Origin of the sequence: Microbacterium sp. CCH5-D1, assembly GCF_001557335.1 — a bacterium.
GTDB classification, from domain to species: domain Bacteria; phylum Actinomycetota; class Actinomycetes; order Actinomycetales; family Microbacteriaceae; genus Microbacterium; species Microbacterium oxydans.
This window is the reverse complement of record NZ_LSJW01000288.1, coordinates 14,345-30,056: the sequence shown is the minus strand read 5'-3', so window position 1 is coordinate 30,056 and position 15,712 is coordinate 14,345. Positions and strand designations below refer to the sequence as shown.

General features: G+C 69.2%; 19 protein-coding genes. 12 read left to right on the top strand and 7 right to left on the bottom strand.

Going from position 1 to position 15,712, the window contains the following annotated elements:
• A partial coding sequence (locus AX744_RS16965) for a putative immunity protein (protein ID WP_061018196.1) occupies window positions 1-407 on the bottom strand: 407 nt, incomplete at its 3' end.
• A 2-nt stretch (window positions 408-409) separates the two neighbouring features.
• Window positions 410-850, bottom strand: coding sequence for a DUF6194 family protein (locus tag AX744_RS16960; protein ID WP_082738568.1), 441 nt, complete (start codon window positions 848-850; stop codon window positions 410-412).
• 61 nt (window positions 851-911) lie between these two features.
• Here AX744_RS16960 and AX744_RS16955 point away from each other — a divergent pair, with 61 nt between their 5' ends.
• Window positions 912-1,670 (top strand): MerR family transcriptional regulator, encoded by a 759-nt coding sequence (locus AX744_RS16955; RefSeq protein WP_061018191.1) that lies wholly within the window; start codon window positions 912-914, stop codon window positions 1,668-1,670.
• Here the strand turns inward: AX744_RS16955 and AX744_RS16950 are convergent.
• Window positions 1,642-2,391: a DeoR/GlpR family DNA-binding transcription regulator gene (locus AX744_RS16950; RefSeq protein ID WP_061018189.1), complete on the bottom strand. Its 750-nt coding sequence runs from the start codon at window positions 2,389-2,391 to the stop codon at window positions 1,642-1,644. The genes AX744_RS16955 and AX744_RS16950 overlap by 29 nt on opposite strands.
• Before the next feature lie 54 nt (window positions 2,392-2,445).
• Between AX744_RS16950 and AX744_RS16945 the strand changes: the two genes are divergently transcribed.
• Both AX744_RS16945 and AX744_RS20860 read left to right on the top strand, forming a co-directional pair.
• On the top strand, window positions 2,446-2,811 hold the full coding sequence (locus AX744_RS16945; RefSeq protein WP_193752199.1) for a DUF4406 domain-containing protein: 366 nt from the start codon (window positions 2,446-2,448) through the stop codon (window positions 2,809-2,811).
• A 9-nt stretch (window positions 2,812-2,820) separates the two neighbouring features.
• Window positions 2,821-2,997, top strand: coding sequence for a hypothetical protein (locus AX744_RS20860; RefSeq protein WP_046748560.1), 177 nt, complete (start codon window positions 2,821-2,823; stop codon window positions 2,995-2,997).
• 7 nt (window positions 2,998-3,004) lie between these two features.
• On the opposite strand, the gene AX744_RS16940 is transcribed toward AX744_RS20860, so the two are convergent.
• Complete coding sequence (locus AX744_RS16940) at window positions 3,005-3,946, bottom strand: SDR family oxidoreductase (protein ID WP_061018187.1); 942 nt, start codon at window positions 3,944-3,946, stop codon at window positions 3,005-3,007.
• A gap of 121 nt (window positions 3,947-4,067) precedes the next feature.
• Between AX744_RS16940 and AX744_RS16935 the strand changes: the two genes are divergently transcribed.
• Window positions 4,068-4,910 carry a helix-turn-helix transcriptional regulator gene (locus tag AX744_RS16935; protein WP_061018185.1) on the top strand — a complete coding sequence of 281 codons (843 nt, stop codon included), beginning with the start codon at window positions 4,068-4,070 and terminating at the stop codon, window positions 4,908-4,910.
• Between the two features lie 73 nt (window positions 4,911-4,983).
• Here AX744_RS16935 and AX744_RS16930 read toward each other — a convergent pair whose 3' ends face one another.
• Entirely contained in the window at window positions 4,984-6,366 is a 1,383-nt protein-coding gene (locus AX744_RS16930; protein ID WP_061018183.1) for an LLM class flavin-dependent oxidoreductase, read from the bottom strand.
• Window positions 6,367-6,487: 121 nt separating this feature from the next.
• Between AX744_RS16930 and AX744_RS16925 the strand changes: the two genes are divergently transcribed.
• The 7 genes from AX744_RS16925 (at window position 6,488) to AX744_RS16895 (ending at window position 13,680) form a co-directional block, all read left to right on the top strand.
• Window positions 6,488-7,945, top strand: coding sequence for an adenosylhomocysteinase (locus tag AX744_RS16925; protein ID WP_061018181.1), 1,458 nt, complete (start codon window positions 6,488-6,490; stop codon window positions 7,943-7,945).
• Window positions 7,942-9,237 (top strand): amidohydrolase family protein, encoded by a 1,296-nt coding sequence (locus AX744_RS16920; RefSeq protein WP_058631959.1) that lies wholly within the window; start codon window positions 7,942-7,944, stop codon window positions 9,235-9,237. The genes AX744_RS16925 and AX744_RS16920 overlap by 4 nt, the downstream gene beginning before the upstream one ends.
• Entirely contained in the window at window positions 9,234-9,662 is a 429-nt protein-coding gene (locus tag AX744_RS16915) for a cupin domain-containing protein (protein WP_046748566.1), read from the top strand. Before AX744_RS16920 ends, AX744_RS16915 begins: the two co-directional genes overlap by 4 nt.
• Window positions 9,663-9,741: 79 nt before the next feature.
• Window positions 9,742-10,593 carry an ABC transporter substrate-binding protein gene (locus AX744_RS16910; protein ID WP_061018178.1) on the top strand — a complete coding sequence of 284 codons (852 nt, stop codon included), beginning with the start codon at window positions 9,742-9,744 and terminating at the stop codon, window positions 10,591-10,593.
• The gene (locus AX744_RS16905; protein ID WP_061018176.1) at window positions 10,590-11,456 is read left to right on the top strand and encodes an amino acid ABC transporter permease; all 867 of its coding nucleotides are present in this window, start codon (window positions 10,590-10,592) and stop codon (window positions 11,454-11,456) included. Before AX744_RS16910 ends, AX744_RS16905 begins: the two co-directional genes overlap by 4 nt.
• On the top strand, window positions 11,453-12,190 hold the full coding sequence (locus AX744_RS16900) for an amino acid ABC transporter ATP-binding protein (RefSeq protein WP_061018172.1): 738 nt from the start codon (window positions 11,453-11,455) through the stop codon (window positions 12,188-12,190). The genes AX744_RS16905 and AX744_RS16900 overlap by 4 nt, the downstream gene beginning before the upstream one ends.
• Window positions 12,191-12,318: 128 nt before the next feature.
• Window positions 12,319-13,680 (top strand): heparan-alpha-glucosaminide N-acetyltransferase domain-containing protein, encoded by a 1,362-nt coding sequence (locus AX744_RS16895; RefSeq protein ID WP_157543640.1) that lies wholly within the window; start codon window positions 12,319-12,321, stop codon window positions 13,678-13,680.
• Between the two features lie 60 nt (window positions 13,681-13,740).
• On the opposite strand, the gene pnuC is transcribed toward AX744_RS16895, so the two are convergent.
• Entirely contained in the window at window positions 13,741-14,454 is a 714-nt protein-coding gene (gene pnuC, locus AX744_RS16890; protein ID WP_061018167.1) for a nicotinamide riboside transporter PnuC, read from the bottom strand.
• A gap of 2 nt (window positions 14,455-14,456) precedes the next feature.
• Complete coding sequence (locus AX744_RS16885; protein ID WP_061018164.1) at window positions 14,457-15,008, bottom strand: GNAT family N-acetyltransferase; 552 nt, start codon at window positions 15,006-15,008, stop codon at window positions 14,457-14,459.
• Window positions 15,009-15,243: 235 nt separating this feature from the next.
• Here AX744_RS16885 and AX744_RS16880 point away from each other — a divergent pair, with 235 nt between their 5' ends.
• Window positions 15,244-15,693, top strand: a complete 450-nt coding sequence (locus AX744_RS16880) for a peptidase inhibitor family I36 protein (RefSeq protein ID WP_061018161.1) — start codon at window positions 15,244-15,246, stop codon at window positions 15,691-15,693.
• Window positions 15,694-15,712 lie beyond the last annotated feature (19 nt).

The following is a 15,712-nucleotide window of genomic DNA, read 5'->3' as shown; positions in this document are numbered from 1 at the left end:
GCTTCGGGGGAGAGGCGCGCGAGCTGCCAGCGCACCTCTGCGGCGCGGGCATCGGGTTCGTTCGGGTGCGCCAGCTCGACGCTTTTCGCGGCGTATGCGGCTGCTCCGAGGGCGTGAGCACCCATGTGTGCGACTCCTGCGGCCTGGGCTGCCGCACGGGCCGCGGCGACGCCGGCGGGGGAGGTGGCGCTGTGGGCGGCGCGTCCAGCGACGAAGCGTCGTCGGATCTCGCCCGCAGCCGTGAGCTCGCCCCGCGCGAATGCTCGTGCCCTGGCGATGGCGTCACGAGCCCGAGCGTCATCGGGTGCCTCGGCCTCGAACAAGGGCATTACGCGTTCCGCGCAGTCAGCCGCCCACACCGCGACGATCCGGCGGTCGGCCTCGGTCATGCCCTGTGGGGTCGTCATGCTCACCTCGCCCGGCGCGCGGTGCGGCCGCGTGCTGCCTCGTGCGCTTCGCGAAGAAGGCTGAGCACCGCATCCGCCGTCCGCTCCGCGGGATTGATCACGCACACCCAGCCGGAAGTGCCGTAGAGCGGATGCCGGTGGAACACGTCGGCCGCGGTCGGATCGGTGTCAGGACCCGCGATCGACTCCGTCCTTTCACGCCCGATGTGGATGTTCACCCGGAAGCGCCCCGGAGTATCCAGGGCGGACGAGGTGTCATCGGGGTAGTCCTTCGTGATGATCGTGCCGTACGGCTGGGTGCGCTCCGGCATCCGCCCATCGGGGGCGTAGTAGAGGTAGGTGTCTCCCCACGACAGCTCCGGAAAGTCGCTGCCGGCTTCGGGTGTGACGACGAGGACGCCGTCGAGTCCACGGACCGTTTCGATGATCTCCTGCATTTCCATCCTTCAATGGTGAGGCGGAAGTGCTTATGTGGACTTGGGTGCGCAAAAGACAGGGGACCGGATGCAGAACCCTCAAGTCACGACGTTCACGACGATGCGGCTCGGAATGCTCGTCGGATACTCGACGCAGCAGGTGCGCGACCTCGAGAGTCTCGGCGTCATCCCCGCAGCGGAGCGTGGCGTGAACGGCTATCGCCGGTATCGGATGCAGCACGCCACGGCGCTGCAGGCCTATCGTGCGATGGCGGCCGCGCTCGGACCGGTGCCTGCTCGCCGGTTGATGCCCGTATTGATCGGCGGCTCGATCGAGGATGCCGCCGATCGGATCGACGATCTGCATGCTGACCTCGCCCACGAGCGTTCCCGGGTGCGCGAGGCGCTCAGGGCGCTCGACATCGCGGTGGCGGAAGCCGACGACGTGTTCGCCGCCGATGACGCGATGACCATCGGCGAACTCGCCCAGGCTCTCGGCGTGCGCTCCTCGGCACTGCGCCATTGGGAACGCGAGGGTCTCGTGCATCCGCTTCGTGGCGACACGTCGACCCGTTCGTACGGCTCGGTCGCGATCACCGAGGCGCGAGTCGTCGCTGCCCTTCGCTCCGGCGGTTACGGCATCCCCGCCATCTCACGCATTCTCGATGAGGTGCGCGCGCACGGTCGGACCGGAGAGGTGCAGCGCATCCTCACCGCGCGCCTGGGCGACCTCACCCGTCGTAGCGTCGCTCTTCTCGGCGCGGCAGGACACCTGCACGACCTGCTCGCCGATCGCTTCGGGGAGCAGGGGCATTCCCTCACGCCCGACCGCCGACCAGCGCCATGACCTCCCCGATCAGCGGATTCACGTCGAGCGGGTCGGTGATGATCGCGGTGACGGCATCGAACGGCAGCACCGGGTAGCGCGAGGCGGCACCGATCTTCTCCTCGCTCGCCAGCACCACGGTCTCGGCGCATCGCGAGGCGATCGCCCGCTTCGTGACCGCATCGTCGAGCTCGCCGGTGGTGAGCCCGTGCACGGGGTCGACGCCCGTCGCGCCGACGAAGAACACGTCGGCGGCGAGGTGCTGGATCGCCTCCATCGCGAGACCGCCCCCGGCCACCAGGGAGTGCCGGGTGAGTTCCCCGCCGATCATGATCACGCGGGCGTCGGAATGCTCGGCCACGGTGAGGGCGACGGCGGGACTCGGGGTGATGACCGTGATGCCGGCGCCGGAGGGGAGCAGGCGGGCCATCGCGAGGGTCGTGGTCCCGGCGTCCACGACGATCGTCGATCCGGGACGGACGCGGGCGACGGCCTGACGCGCGACCCTCTCCTTGCTCTCGGTCGCGAGGTCGTGACGTTCGCGCACCGGGGGTTCGGGGGCGGGGTTCGGCAGGGCGCCGCCGTATACGCGCTGGAGCTTCCCTTCGTCGGCGAGCTCGCGGAGATCCCGGCGGATGGCATCTTCCGACACCCCGAGTTCGTCGGCCACCGCCTTCGCGACGACCCTCCCGTCGCGGACGAGAAGATCGAGCAGGTGGTCTTTGCGCTGAGCGGCGAGCATATGTTTCCTCACGAAATTGCACGATTGTGCATGATTAAGACTACAGTCATCCCCATGACGAAACCACTCCTGATCTTGATCGCCGGCCCGTACCGCTCGGGCACGAACGGTGATCCAGCCCTCATCTCCCGGAATCTCGCCCGTCTCGAGGAGGCTTCGGGTCCGATCTTCCGCCTCGGACACGTGCCGATGATCGGCGAGTGGGTCGCGCTGCCGATCCTGCGCACGCTCGATGAAGCCGACGCCGAGGGCGGTGATGTGATGTACGAGACGGCGCACCGACTGCTGCAGCACTGCGACGCCGTCCTGCGGCTGCCGGGGGAGTCGTCCGGCGCCGACAAGGACGTCGAGATCGCGCTCGATCGCGGGCTCCCGGTCTATCGGTCGCTCGAGGAGATCCCTTCAGCTTCGACTCCGTAGGCTGGAGGCATGACCAAGAACCTCTGGACCATCCTCGGCGTCATCCTCGCCGTCGTGATCGCGTGGTGGATCGTGAGCGCGCTGTTCTCGGTCCTCGCGTTCATCTTCAAGCTCGGGATCGTCGCGGTCGTGGCCGTGGTGGTCTTCCTCGTGCTGCGGGGGATCTTCAGCCGCAGCGACGACTGACCAGACGTCACCGCGGGTAGGTCACGCCGCTCAGCTGCTCCGAGAGGTCCCAGCTGCGCGCGGCATCCGCCGTGCTCCGCAGCGGACGGTACAGGGCCTGCTCGGCCGGAGCGCCGCCCATGTGGCCAGGACCGCGCGGGCCGTACAGGCGGCCGGGCAGAGCGGACGACGACGCTGCCGCGAACAGTGCGGGCAACGCGGCGCTCTCGGCCGTGCCGACGATCAGCCCGTGCTGGGACGCCCACCGGATCACCCTCACCTCGACGGTGTCGTCGGCGCGACCGAGTTCCGGACGGGCGGCGAGCAGGCTCGTGGGGGCGACTCCGGGGTGGGACAGGTTCGACGTGATGCCCCATCCGAGCGCCTGGCTGCGGCGGTCGAGTTCGAGGCCGAACAGCCCGAGCGCGATCTTCGACTGCCGGTAAGCCCGCATCCCGTCGTAAGACTGCTCCCCGTTCGGATCCTGCCAGTCGATCGTTCCGCGGGCCGCGGCCACGCTCACCTGGGAGGTCACGCGCGCCTGCCCCGCGCTGAGCACGGGAAGAAGGTGTGCGACCAGGGCGAAGTGCCCGAGATGATTCGTCCCGTACTGCACCTCGAACCCGTCGGCCGTGGTCTGCCGGTCAGGCGGCGACATCACCCCGGCGTTGTTGATGAGCAGATGCACGGGGCTGCCGTCGCTCCGCATCGCCTCGCCGAACTCCGCCACGGAGTCGAGAGACGAGAGGTCGAGCGGCGAGGTCTGCACCTGCGCACCCGCCGCGGCGTCCCTGATGGTCGCGGCGGCGGCATCCCCCTTCTGCGGATTGCGCACGGGGAGCACGATCTCGGCTCCGGCACGGGCGAGACGCGTGGCGATGTGCAGGCCGATGCCGTCGCTCCCTCCCGTCACCATCGCACGGCGGCCGGCGAGAGAGGGGATGCGGATGTCGGGGATGCGCGGTCTCATGATGTGCTCCTTCGGGTCTCCCTCCAGCGTGCGTGCTGGGCGTCGCCGCAACCAGGACTCCCCATGCAGTGGATACCGGCACGGACGGATGCGAGGATCGGGGCGTCGGGAGGAGGGCCGGATGGTCATCGACAGGACGGCGCTCGCGGGGTTCCTGCGACTGCGGCGAGACAGTCTGCAACCGGAGGACGTGGGTTTGGCACGGGGGGCGCGACGGCGCACCGAGGGGCTCCGTCGCGAGGAAGTGGCCGCGCTCAGCCACATGTCGGCCGACTACTACGCGCGACTCGAACGGGGTGACGGGCCGCTGCCTTCGGAGCAGATGCTCGCCGCGATCGCCCAGGGGCTGCACCTCACGATCGACGAGCGCGACCACCTGTTCCGCCTCGCCGGACATCAACCGCCCGCGCGGGGCGGAGTCGGCGACCACATCGGACCGGGGATGCTGCGGATCCTCGACCGGCTGCAGGACACTCCGGCCGAGATCGTGAGCGAACTCGGAGAGACCCTGCGGCAGACGCCCCTCGGCGTAGCGCTCACCGGCGACACGGCACACCTCACCGGCATGGAGCGGAGCCTCGGTTATCGCTGGTTCCGCGAGCCATCCACGCGGGACCTGTACGACCCCGCCGAGCACGAGTTCCTGTCGCGGCTGTGGGTGTCTGGTCTGCGGGAGGTCATCGCCCGGCGGGGCCCCTCATCGCGCGCTGCCCGCATGGCCGACGCGCTGCAGGAGCACAGCGCGGAGTTCCGCGAGATCTGGGACCGTCATGAGGTCGGCCTCCGGCCCCGCGACACGAAGCGCTTCGTTCACCCCGACCTCGGGCCGCTCGAGCTGACGTGTCAGAGCCTCGTCGATCCCGAGCAGTCGCAGTTCCTTCTCGTCTACACCGCGATCCCGGGGTCGGAGAGCTATGAGAAGCTCGCTCTGCTGTCGACCCTGGCTCCCCGGGTCTTCGTGTAGGGGACCTTCGAATCGCGCAAATGGTGGGAAACGGCGTCCACAGCACCCGTTTGCGCGATTCGAGGCGAGAGGGCTACGCCTTCGCGAAGGAGCCGACGCGGTACTTCGCGGCGCGGTGCGTGTCCTGCACGCGGTCGCCACGGCCGTGGAGCTTGTTGCGGAGCGTTCCCGGTGCGTACTCCTCGGGGTAGACGCCGCGTTCGCGGAGCACCGGGATGACGTGCTCGATGATGTCCTGCCACGTGCCGGGGGTGACCGCATAGGCGAGGTTGAAGCCGTCGATGTCGGTCTCGTCGACCCAGGACTGCAGCTCGTCGGCGATCTCCTCGCCCGAGCCGACGATCGTGGGGCCGAGGCCGCCGATCGCGTTGTGGCGCCCGAAGTCGCCGACCGTCCACTCGCGACCGAGGTCGGCCTCTTCCTTGAGGTGCTGCAGCACCGACTGGATCGCGTTCGACTCGACGTTCCCGACCGGCTCGTCCTCGGCGTACTGCGAGAGATCGACGCCCATCCACCCCGACATGAAGGTGAGTGCGCCCTCCGGGCTGGCGTAGGAGAGGTACTCGGCGTGCTTCGCGGTCGCCTCTTCGCTCGTCGCTGCGGTGATCACGGTGAGCAGCGTGTAGATACGGGCGTCGTACCGGTCGCGACCTGCGGCCTCGAGCGCGTCGCGGATGCGCTTGACAGTGCCGGCGAGCACCTCTTTCGAGGGGGCGGCGACGAAGATCGCCTCGGCGTTCTCGGCCGCGAACTTCACTCCGCGGGGACTCGCGCCAGCCTGGTAGATCACCGGTGTGCGCTGCGGCGATGGCTCGGAGATGTGGATGCCCGGCACGCTGAAGTGCTTGCCCTCATGCCCGATCGGGTGCACCTTGCCGGGGTCGGTGAAGATGCCGCGCTCGCGGTCCTCCACCACCGCGTCGTCCTCCCACGAGCCCTCCCAGAGTTTGTAGAGCACCTCGACGTACTCGTCCGCGTGGTCGTAGCGGTCGTCGTGGGCGAGCTGGTCCTCCTGGCCCATGTTCCGTGCGGCGCTGGGCAGGTAACCGGTCACGACGTTCCAGCCGACGCGGCCCTGCGTGAGGTGGTCGAGTGTGCTGAGTCGTCGAGCGAACGGGTAGGGATGCTCGAACGCGGTGCCGGCCGTGATGCCGAAGCCGAGGTTCTCGGTCACCGCGGCCATCGCGCTGACCAGGAGGATCGGGTCGTTCACCGGCACCTGGGCGCCGTTGCGGATGGCGGCCTCGTTCGTGCCGCCGTACACGTCGTAGGTGCCGAGCACGTCGGCGATGAAGATGCCGTCGAAGGTCGCACTCTCCAGCAGCTTCGCCAGGTCGGTCCAGTACGAGATGGTGTTGTACTGCCGCGACCGGTCGTCGGGGTGGCGCCACAGCCCGGACGACTGGTGGGCGACGCAGTTCATGTCGAAGGCGTTGAAGCGGATCTGACGGGTCATGGGCTCCATGAAAGGCGAACCGCGCCGGGGAATCCAGGGTCGCCGACACGCACCGACACATTCGGGTGCGACAGCCTCCGCTCTGGCAGTCGGCGCACCCCGCGGGCTCTACCCTTGACTGGTGACCGACGAGACCGCGACAGCCCAGCGTCTGGTGCGGCGCTTCGCCCGCGAGACCAACCTGCTCGTGGCCGGTCGCGACTTCTCCGTCGTGGGAACGGATGCCGTGGCCGATGAGCTGCGTCGACTGCTGCCCGCGTTCGGTGCGCATCTCGGAAGCACCGGCACGGTCGGCCACGGAGTCGTCCTCGCACCGGGTGCGACGCCCGAGATCCTGCTTGACGGCAAGGCTCTCCCTGCGCGTGAGACGGCTCACGACCGTGTCGATGCGGCCGGACGTCACATGCCCGTCGCCACCGATCGCGCGCGACGCCTGCGCGAGGCCGGCACGGTGAAGGGTGTGCGGATCGGCATCGCGATGGTGCTGGAGCCGAAGACCGCCCAGCTCGCCCTGCTGCTGCGGGATGCCGGAGCGACGGTCGCCGTCTACGCCCACCCGGATGAGATCGACGTCGAGGTCGCCCAGGTGCTGCGATCCCGCGGAATCCCCGTCGACGGTGACCCGGCCCTGTCGGCAGCTGCGGAGCGCGCCGCCGCCGTGGCCTTCCTGCGCCGCGGCTTCGACCTGCTGCTCGACGACGGCTCCCACCTGATCCGTCTCGCGCACGAGGAGGGGATCGCGGCCGGGCTGCGCGGCGCGGCCGAGGAGACCACGAGTGGACTCACGCCCCTGCGGCTCATGGAGCGCGAAGGAGTGCTCGAGATCCCGGTCATCGCGGTGAACGACGCCCTCACCAAGACCTCCTTCGACAACCGCTACGGCACCGGGCAGTCCTGCGTGTTCGCGATCGCCGACGCCCTGGACGACGCCGGCATCGACCTTCGCGACCAGCCGGCCGTGGTCGTGGGCTACGGGCCCGTAGGAGAGGGCGTCGCCGCCCACCTGCGGGCGCTGGGCGTGCAGGTCGGCGTCACCGAGACCGACCCGGTGCGCGCACTTCGCGCCACGCACGACGGCTACCGCATCGGGCGTCTGCACGACCTCGCCCCCGGAGCGCTCGTCGTCTCGGCCACCGGTGCGCCGCACACGGTCGATGCCGAGGTGCTGCTCACGGCGGCGATCGTCGCGGTCGCCGGCGGTGTTCCGCACGAGGTCGACCTCGATGTGTCGACGCTGCAGTCGTACGCAGGAGCGGACGGGCAGAGATCGCCGTTCGTCGAGCGTGCGGGAGACGGCGCGCTCGTGATCGCGAGGGCCGGATGCGTGAACCTCGCAGCCGGCGAGGGCAACCCGATCGAGATCATGGATCTGTCGTTCGCCGTGCAGTTGTACGCCGTCGAGCACCTGCTCTCGCTCGCGCTGCCCGTCGGAGTGCATGCCCTTCCCGCCGAGGCCGACACCGCCATCGGCACGGCCGCTCTCGCCCTGCGCGGAGAGCGCATCGACCAGCGCAGCGCCGCCCAGATCGACGCGCTGCGCGAATGGCGCTCGCCGCGTTTCCGAGGAGAGTCCGCATGACCGCCGTGACCGTCTACTCCGCGGGGCTCGTCGTGCCGATCACCGCCCCGCCGATCGTCGACGGTGCGGTCGCCGTGCGCGACGGACGGATCATGCACGTGGGCGAACGCGAGTGGGTGCTGCGGTCGCTCTCGGAACGCGGGATCGAGGCGGAGGAGGTGCACTGGCACGGCGTGCTCACCCCCGGTCTCGTGAACGCGCACACCCACCTGCAGTACACGGGCATGGCCTCGGTCGGGCGCGGGCAGTACGACGGCTTCGACGACTGGGTGCGCGCGTTCGATCCGGTCTACGAAGGTGGGCGCGACTGGGCGGTGGACGCGGCCGACGGTGCCGCACAGGCACTGCGTTTCGGCACGACGGCCGTTGCGGATGTCGTGACCGACAGGGCGGCAGCGACCGCATTGCACGACGCCCGCCTGCACGGCATCACCTACTGGGAGGTGATGAGCTGGACCAACGCCGACTGGGCTCGCACCGGGCGCGAGCAGGTGGAGCAGGCGCTCGACGCGCTGCCGACGCCGCCGGGGACGGGCCTCTCACCCCACGCTCCCTACTCGCTCGACATCGAGCCGCTGCTGGAGATCCCCGACATCGTGCGCGAGCGCGGCGGACGCATCCACATCCACCTCGGCGAGGCTGCTTTCGAGAGCGAGTTCGCGCATGAGCACCCGCAGGCCTGGCACACGGCGGGGCTCGCGAGCTTCCAGGAGCTGCGCAAGGCCGGATTCGGCACCAGCGCCACCGAGTTCGTCGATCAGCTCGGCGTGCTCGGACCGGACTGCCACATCGCGCACGGGGTGTACATGAGCGCCAGGGACCGTGCCATCCTCCGGGAGCGCCGCACCACCGTGGCGCTGTGCCCGCGATCGAACGCCGTCATCGGGCTCGAGGAACCCCCGATCGCCGCGTACCTGCGCGAGGGCAGCCCGATCGCCGTCGGCACCGACTCGTTGTCGTCGAGCCCCTCGCTCGATGTGCTGGCCGATGTGGCCGAGCTCGCGCGCATCGCCCGCTCGCAGGGGTACACCGACCGCGACCTGCACGCCCGCCTGCTGGGTGCGGCCACCCTCGGAGGGGCGCACGCCATGGGCATCGACGTCGGTCCCGACCGCACCGGGTACCTCGCGGTGGGGGCACTCGCCGACCTCACGTTCTTCGACGTCCCGTCAGGCCCCGATGCCGTGGTCGAACTCGTCGAGCACGGGGCGGGCCGCACGGCCGCCACCATCATCTCCGGCGAGGTCCGCTACGCCGTCGACTCCTTCCCCGAAACCGGAGCACCCGCATGACACAGCGCCCCGCAACCGCCGAACGGCTCGACCTCGCCCCGCACCCCGAGGGCGGCTGGTTCCGTCGCACCTGGACGAGCCCGCTTCCCGTCGAGACGCCGAACGGTCCGCGCCCGGCGGCCACCTGCATCCACTACCTGCTGCTGCCGTCGGAACGGAGTGAGTGGCACGTCGTGACCAGCGACGAGCTGTGGCTGTGGCACGGCCCGGGGCGGCTCGAACTGAGTCTCGGTGGCGACGGCGCGGAGCCGGGGGTGGCGACCCCGGTGGTGCTCGGACCCGACGACGCGGCGCAGGTGCTCGTGCCCGCCGGTGTCTGGCAGGCCGCGCGGCCGCTCGACGCCGACGAGGTGCTGGTGTCGTGCTTCGTGTCGCCAGGTTTCGACTTCGCCGATTGGCGACTCGCCGCATCGCCTACTCTGTAGAGGCAGACCCGCCTCGACACCTGGCGGACCCGCCCTGCCCCGCGCTCTCCTCCCTACCCTTCTTCGCCCTGGAGTCATCGTGCCCTTCGCCCTCTCCCTCCGCCGCGCAGCCGCCGTCACCGCTGCGGCCGCCGCCATCGCGCTCACTCTCTCCGCGTGCACCTCGCCGTCCTCCGACTCCGGCAGCGGTGACGGGTCGGGCCTCTCGACCGTGACCGAGGGCAAGCTCACGATCGCCACCGGCGAGCCCAACTACGAGCCGTGGTTCGTCGACGACGACCCCTCCAACGGCGAGGGCTTCGAGGGCGCGGTCGCGAACGCGGTCGCCGAGCAGCTCGGGTACGCGGCCGACGACATCGTCTGGGTGCGCACCACCTTCGACGGCGCCATCGCTCCCGGTCCCAAGGACTGGGACATCAATCTGCAGCAGTTCTCCATCACCGACGACCGCAAGAAGGCCGTCGACTTCTCGTCGCCGTACTACACGACCACCCAGGCCGTCGTGGCAGTGGGCGATTCGCCCGCCGCATCCGCGACCACCATCGACGAGCTCAAGGCCACCAAGGTCGGCGTCGCCAGCGGCACCACGAGCTACACGGTCGCGAAGGCTCAGATCGGCGAAGGCAACCTCAGTGTCTTCAACTCGGTCGACGACGTCGTGCTCGCGCTCAAGGGCGGTCAGATCGACGCCATGATCACCGACCTCCCCGGTGCCTTCTACGTCGTCGGCGCTCAGCTCGACGACGGCGTGGTCACCGGACAGTTCGCCGACGCGAACGGCGGAGACGACTTCGGCATCGTGCTGCCCAAGGGCTCCGCCCTCACGGCCGACGTCACCAAGGCGGTCGACGCCCTGCGCGAAGACGGCACGCTCGACGAGCTGCAGCAGAAGTGGCTCAGCGACGCGGTCGACGTCCCCGTCCTCAAATGACCTCGACGTCCGTCGACGCGCAGTGGCAGCCGAGCGAGCTCGAGCTGTCACGCCGCGCTCTGCGGCGCCGGGCCACCACGCGCTCGGTCCTGATCGCCTTCGGCAGCAGCCTCGCGCTCGCCGTGGTGCTGATCGTCGTCGTCGTCAACACGCCCGGTTGGGCGATCGTCAGCCAGACGTTCTTCGACCCCCAGGTGGCGCTCGAGAGCATCGGTCCGATCTTCCAGGGGCTGCTCGTCAACCTGCTCGTACTCGTCATCGCCGTGGTCTGCGTCGCGATCCTCGGCACGCTCCTGGCCACCCTGCGCTCTTTGCGTGGCCCCGTGTTCTTCCCGCTGCGTGCGCTCGCTGCGGCGTACACCGACTTCTTCCGCGGCATCCCGCTGCTGATCGTGCTGTACCTGGTGGGCTTCGGCATCCCCGCGCTCGGGATCTTCCCGCGCATGCCCGCGATGTTCTGGGGCACGATCGCGCTGGTCCTCACCTACTCCGCGTACGTCGCCGAGGTGCTCAGGGCCGGCATGGAGGCGGTGCACCCCTCGCAGCGCATCGCCGCGCGCTCGCTCGGACTCACGCACGGGCAGACGCTGCGGATCGTCGTGATCCCGCAGGGCGTCCGCAAGGTCGTGCCCGCACTCATGAACGACTTCGTGTCGATGCAGAAGGACGTGGGTCTGATCTCCGTCCTCGGTGCGGTCGATGCCGTCAGGGCCGCGCAGCTGATGGTCGCCGAGACCTACAACTTCACCCCCTACGTCGTGGCCGGCCTCATGTTCATCGTGCTCAGCTGGCCGATGATCCGCCTGACCGACGTCGTCACGGCACGTCTGAACAAGCGCGAGCAGGCCGGAGGAGTCGTATGAGCGTGCCGGTGATCGAAGCCAAGGGCGTGCGCAAGCGCTTCGGCGACCACGACGTGCTGCGCGGCATCGACCTCTCGGTCGGCACGCACGAGGTGGTCGTGCTGATAGGCGCATCGGGTTCGGGCAAGTCGACGCTGCTCAAGACGATGAACCTCATCGAGGGGATCGACGACGGGCAGATCTTCCTCTCGGGGGAGGACATCACCGACCCGCGGGTGGATGCCGACGCCGTACGGGGGCGGATCGGGGTCGTGTTCCAGCACTTCAACCTGTTCCCGCATCTCACCGTGCTCGACAACGTCACGCTCGCCGCGGTCCGCGTGCACGGGATGCGCAAGGCCGAGGCGCGGGCGAAGGCGCGCGCGCTGCTCGAGACGCTCGGGCTCGGCGCCAAGGCCGACGAGTACCCCGACCGGCTCTCGGGCGGACAGCAGCAGCGCGTCGCGATCGTGCGGGCGATCCTCACGCAGCCCGAGGTGCTGCTGCTCGACGAGATCACCAGCGCGCTCGACCCGCAGCTGGTCGGCGAGGTGCTCGACCTGGTGCGCGAGCTGAAGGTCCAGGGCGCCACGATCGTGATGGCCACCCACGAGATGTCGTTCGCCCGCGAGGTGGCCGACCGCATCGTGTTCCTCGAGCACGGCGTGGTCGTCGAGCAGGGTCCGCCCTCGCAGGTGTTCGACGCCCCGCAGCAGCCGGCCACGGCGGAGTTCCTGGCCCGCGTGCGGCACTGACACCCGCCAGGATCCGCACGCGCCGACTTCATCCGATCGACGGATAGAAGCGGTACTGAGGGTGGATGTGTGCCCTCGGGCGTTCGTGTTGAGCTTGAGATCTCCGCTGAATCCTCGAGAGGTCTCCTTTGAGCACGCCCCACATCATCCCGTCATTCTCTGCGCCGACGGAGGACGCTTCGGTCGCAGACTCCGGCGACCGTCCGCGACGCGGAGGAGCCACCTCCACGGGTAGGCGCCGTATCGTCGGCGTGGATGTCGCGCGTGGACTCGCGCTGGTCGGGATGTTCGGCGCCCACCTGATGGTCGCAAGCGGTCCTGACTTCACTCTCTCGGATCCGTCGACGTGGCTGGACATCGTCAACGGGCGCTCCTCGATCCTGTTCGCCCTGCTGGCGGGGGTATCTCTCGCGCTGATGACCGGCGGTGCGCAGAACGCGACTGCGGACGAGCTGCGGAGGATCCGGTTGCGCCTGGTCGGTCGAGGAGCGGCGATCTTCGTGATCGGGCTGCTGGTCGAGCTGTTGGGCTCCGGGATCGCCGTGATCCTCACGCTGTACGGCGTGCTGTACATCCTGGCGGCGTTCACGGTGCACCTGCGCACCAGGGTGCTGGTGATCGCGGGGGCGGCGCTCGGCATCCTCGGTCCTCCGCTGCTCGCTCTGATCGGCACGCTCTCGCCGGATCTCGGTGGCCCTGGGCTGTCGCTGGTGCTGTTCGGCACCTACCCGATCACGGTGTGGGCGGCGCTGCTCTGCGCAGGTCTGGTCATCGGCCGCCTCGATCTGACCCGCGTGAAGACGGCTGTGGTCATGCTCGTCTGCGGTGGGCTGGTGGCGATCGGCGGATACACGCTGGGTGGGCTGCTCACGCCGCCGCAGCAGGATGTCACGACGTCGATCTCCGCTTCCGGTTCGGGTTCGGGCTCGGGTTCGGGCTCGATGAGCATGGTCCCGGGTGACGAGGTCGACATCTCCGGGCTGACGTGCCAGACGAGCGACGGTATCGTCGCCTGCTTCGCGCCGGAGAAGGCCTCGCTGTTCGGTGGCGACGGCGGTGGCGACGTCGACGGCCAGTCGTACTTCGACCGGGTGGCGTCGCAGGACCCGCCGGCGAAGATGCTCGAGGCCGTCACCAACTTCTCCGCCCACTCCGGCGGGGTGCTCGAGATCCTCGCATCCGGCGGATTCGCGGTGGCGATCCTCGGGCTGTGCCTGATCGTCACCCGCTACGCGAGGTGGGCGGTGGCACCACTGGCCGCCTATGGTGCTGTGCCCCTCACCGGCTACGTCATCCAGGCGATCCTCATCCTGGCGGGTGCGGCGACCTGGCTCCCGAACCCGGTGCTTCCCTGGATCGCGTTGTCGCTGCTGATGATGGCCGGCGCACTCGTCTGGACGCGCACGGTCGGCAAGGGTCCGCTCGAACGGCTCACGGCGCGTGCGGCCGATGTCATGGCGCTGACCGTGAAGGGGAAGAGCCGGGCCTGAGGACTGCCTCGTTTCGAGGAGGGGCGACAGCGAGGCGGAAGGGCCGGGGGAGGGCGGAGCTCAGGCGAGCTCTTCCTCCTCCGGACGTCGTGGGCTCGGGTCGGGCGGAATGATCTCGATTGGCGGTGCGGCCGTGCGCTGTGCCCGCCACCAGATCACGAAGCCGACCGCGGTGAAGACACCGTAGAAGACGTACATGAGACCGGTCGCGTAGTAGCCCGAGCCGAACAGCAGCGGCACCCCGACCACGTCGACGGCGATCCAGATCAGCCAGAACTCGGTCCAGCCCTTCGCCATGCCGTACGTCGCGAGCAGCGACCCGACGAACGTCCAGGCGTCGGCCCAGACCGGCTCCCACGATCCGAGCAGCCGGAAGAGCGGGGTCAGGGCGACTGTGCCGACGATCATCACCAGCACGATGCCGATGCGCGCGCCGGTTGGAGCCCAGCGGGGGACGACGCGTCCCCCGTCAAGATTTCGCCAGCGGATCCAGCCGTAGATGGCCACGGCGATGAACATGATCTGCCGACCGGCCTGCCCGAGCAGGTGCGGCAGCGACGGGTCGGGGCTCAGCGCTGAGCCCAGGAAGACCGTGAGAAGCAGCAGGTTGCCGATGATGCCGACCGGCCACGCCCACACCTTGCGGCGCATCCCGCCGAGGGCGCTCGCGAGGCCGAACGCGTTGCCCACGACCTCACGCACGAGGAGGGTCTGCCCGCCCGGCAGGATCCACTGCGAGTTGAAGGCTTCGACGAACCACTGCAGCAGGTCCATCGTCAGGATCCGGTGCGGGGTTCGGTGCGGGGTTCGGTGCCGGGTTCGGCGCGATCGTCGAGCATGAGTTGCAGCATGCTCAGATCGAGCCAGCGTCCGAACTTCGCGCCGACCTGCGGCATGCGCCCGACCTCGACGAAGCCCAGTCGCTCGTGCAGGGCGATGGAGGCCGCGTTGCCGCTCTCGACCCCCGCGATCATCACGTGCATCCCGGCCACCCTGGCACGCTCGAGGAGGGCCGTCATCAGCGTGGTGCCGATGCCCCGACCATGCTGGCCGTCCCGCACGTACACCGAGTGCTCGACCGTGTGACGGTATCCGCTGTGCGGGCGCCACTGCGCGTAGGAGGCATAGCCCAGCACCCCGGTGTCGTCGACGGCCACGATGACCGGAAAGCCACGGACGGTGCGACCGGCGAGCCAGGCGGTGCGGTCGGCGAGGTCGACAGCCTCTTCGTTCCAGATCGCGGTGGTGTGCAGCACGGCATGGTTGTGGATCGCGGTGATCGTCTCGAGATCGGCAGTCTCGGCATCCCTGATTCGCACGGCTGTCATCGGCGGGCGGTCTCTCTTCTTCTGCGCTTCGGGTGCGCATCCTTCATCGGCGCTCGGGTGCGCATCGCCGACGCTAGCAGGAGGAGCGCTGTTCGGGCGCGCTGCGACCGAACAGTTACGAGAGGCGAGGTGCGGCCACCGCTCTTGTCCCCCGAACGGCCTACAGACGCGCGCAAAGATCATGTCTACTGTGTAGAACGTATTGTTTTAGTTGGCGGGTGCATCGGAGGATCTCATGTCGCTGGAACACGCGCGTCGCGCAACCTGGCGCACAAGAGCGGCCAGCGCGCTGATCGCACTCGTCCTGTCCGGGGTGGGAGTTCTCGCCTTGGCGGGCCCTGCCGCAGCCGCGCCGAGTGATTGCCCATCCGGGTACACGTGCAGTTACTCGGGTTACAACTACACCAACGACGCATGGCAGCAGCCATCCACGCACAAGTTCGCGAACTGCGTGGATGTCATGGCCATCGGCTGGAGGTCCTACGGCAACGTCATCTCCTCCACCTTCAACAACGGGCGCTCCCAGAACTCCTACCTCTACAAAGGACAGAACCAGACAGGAGGGAAGGGCCTCCTTATCCTCCGGGGGCAGGGCTTCGGCAATGTGGGTAGCTACAACGACGAGATCGAGTCGGGATACTTCAGCGGCACCCTCAGTAGCGTTGGTTCGGCTCTATGCCGGTGACTTCTCCGCGCGTAGGTGG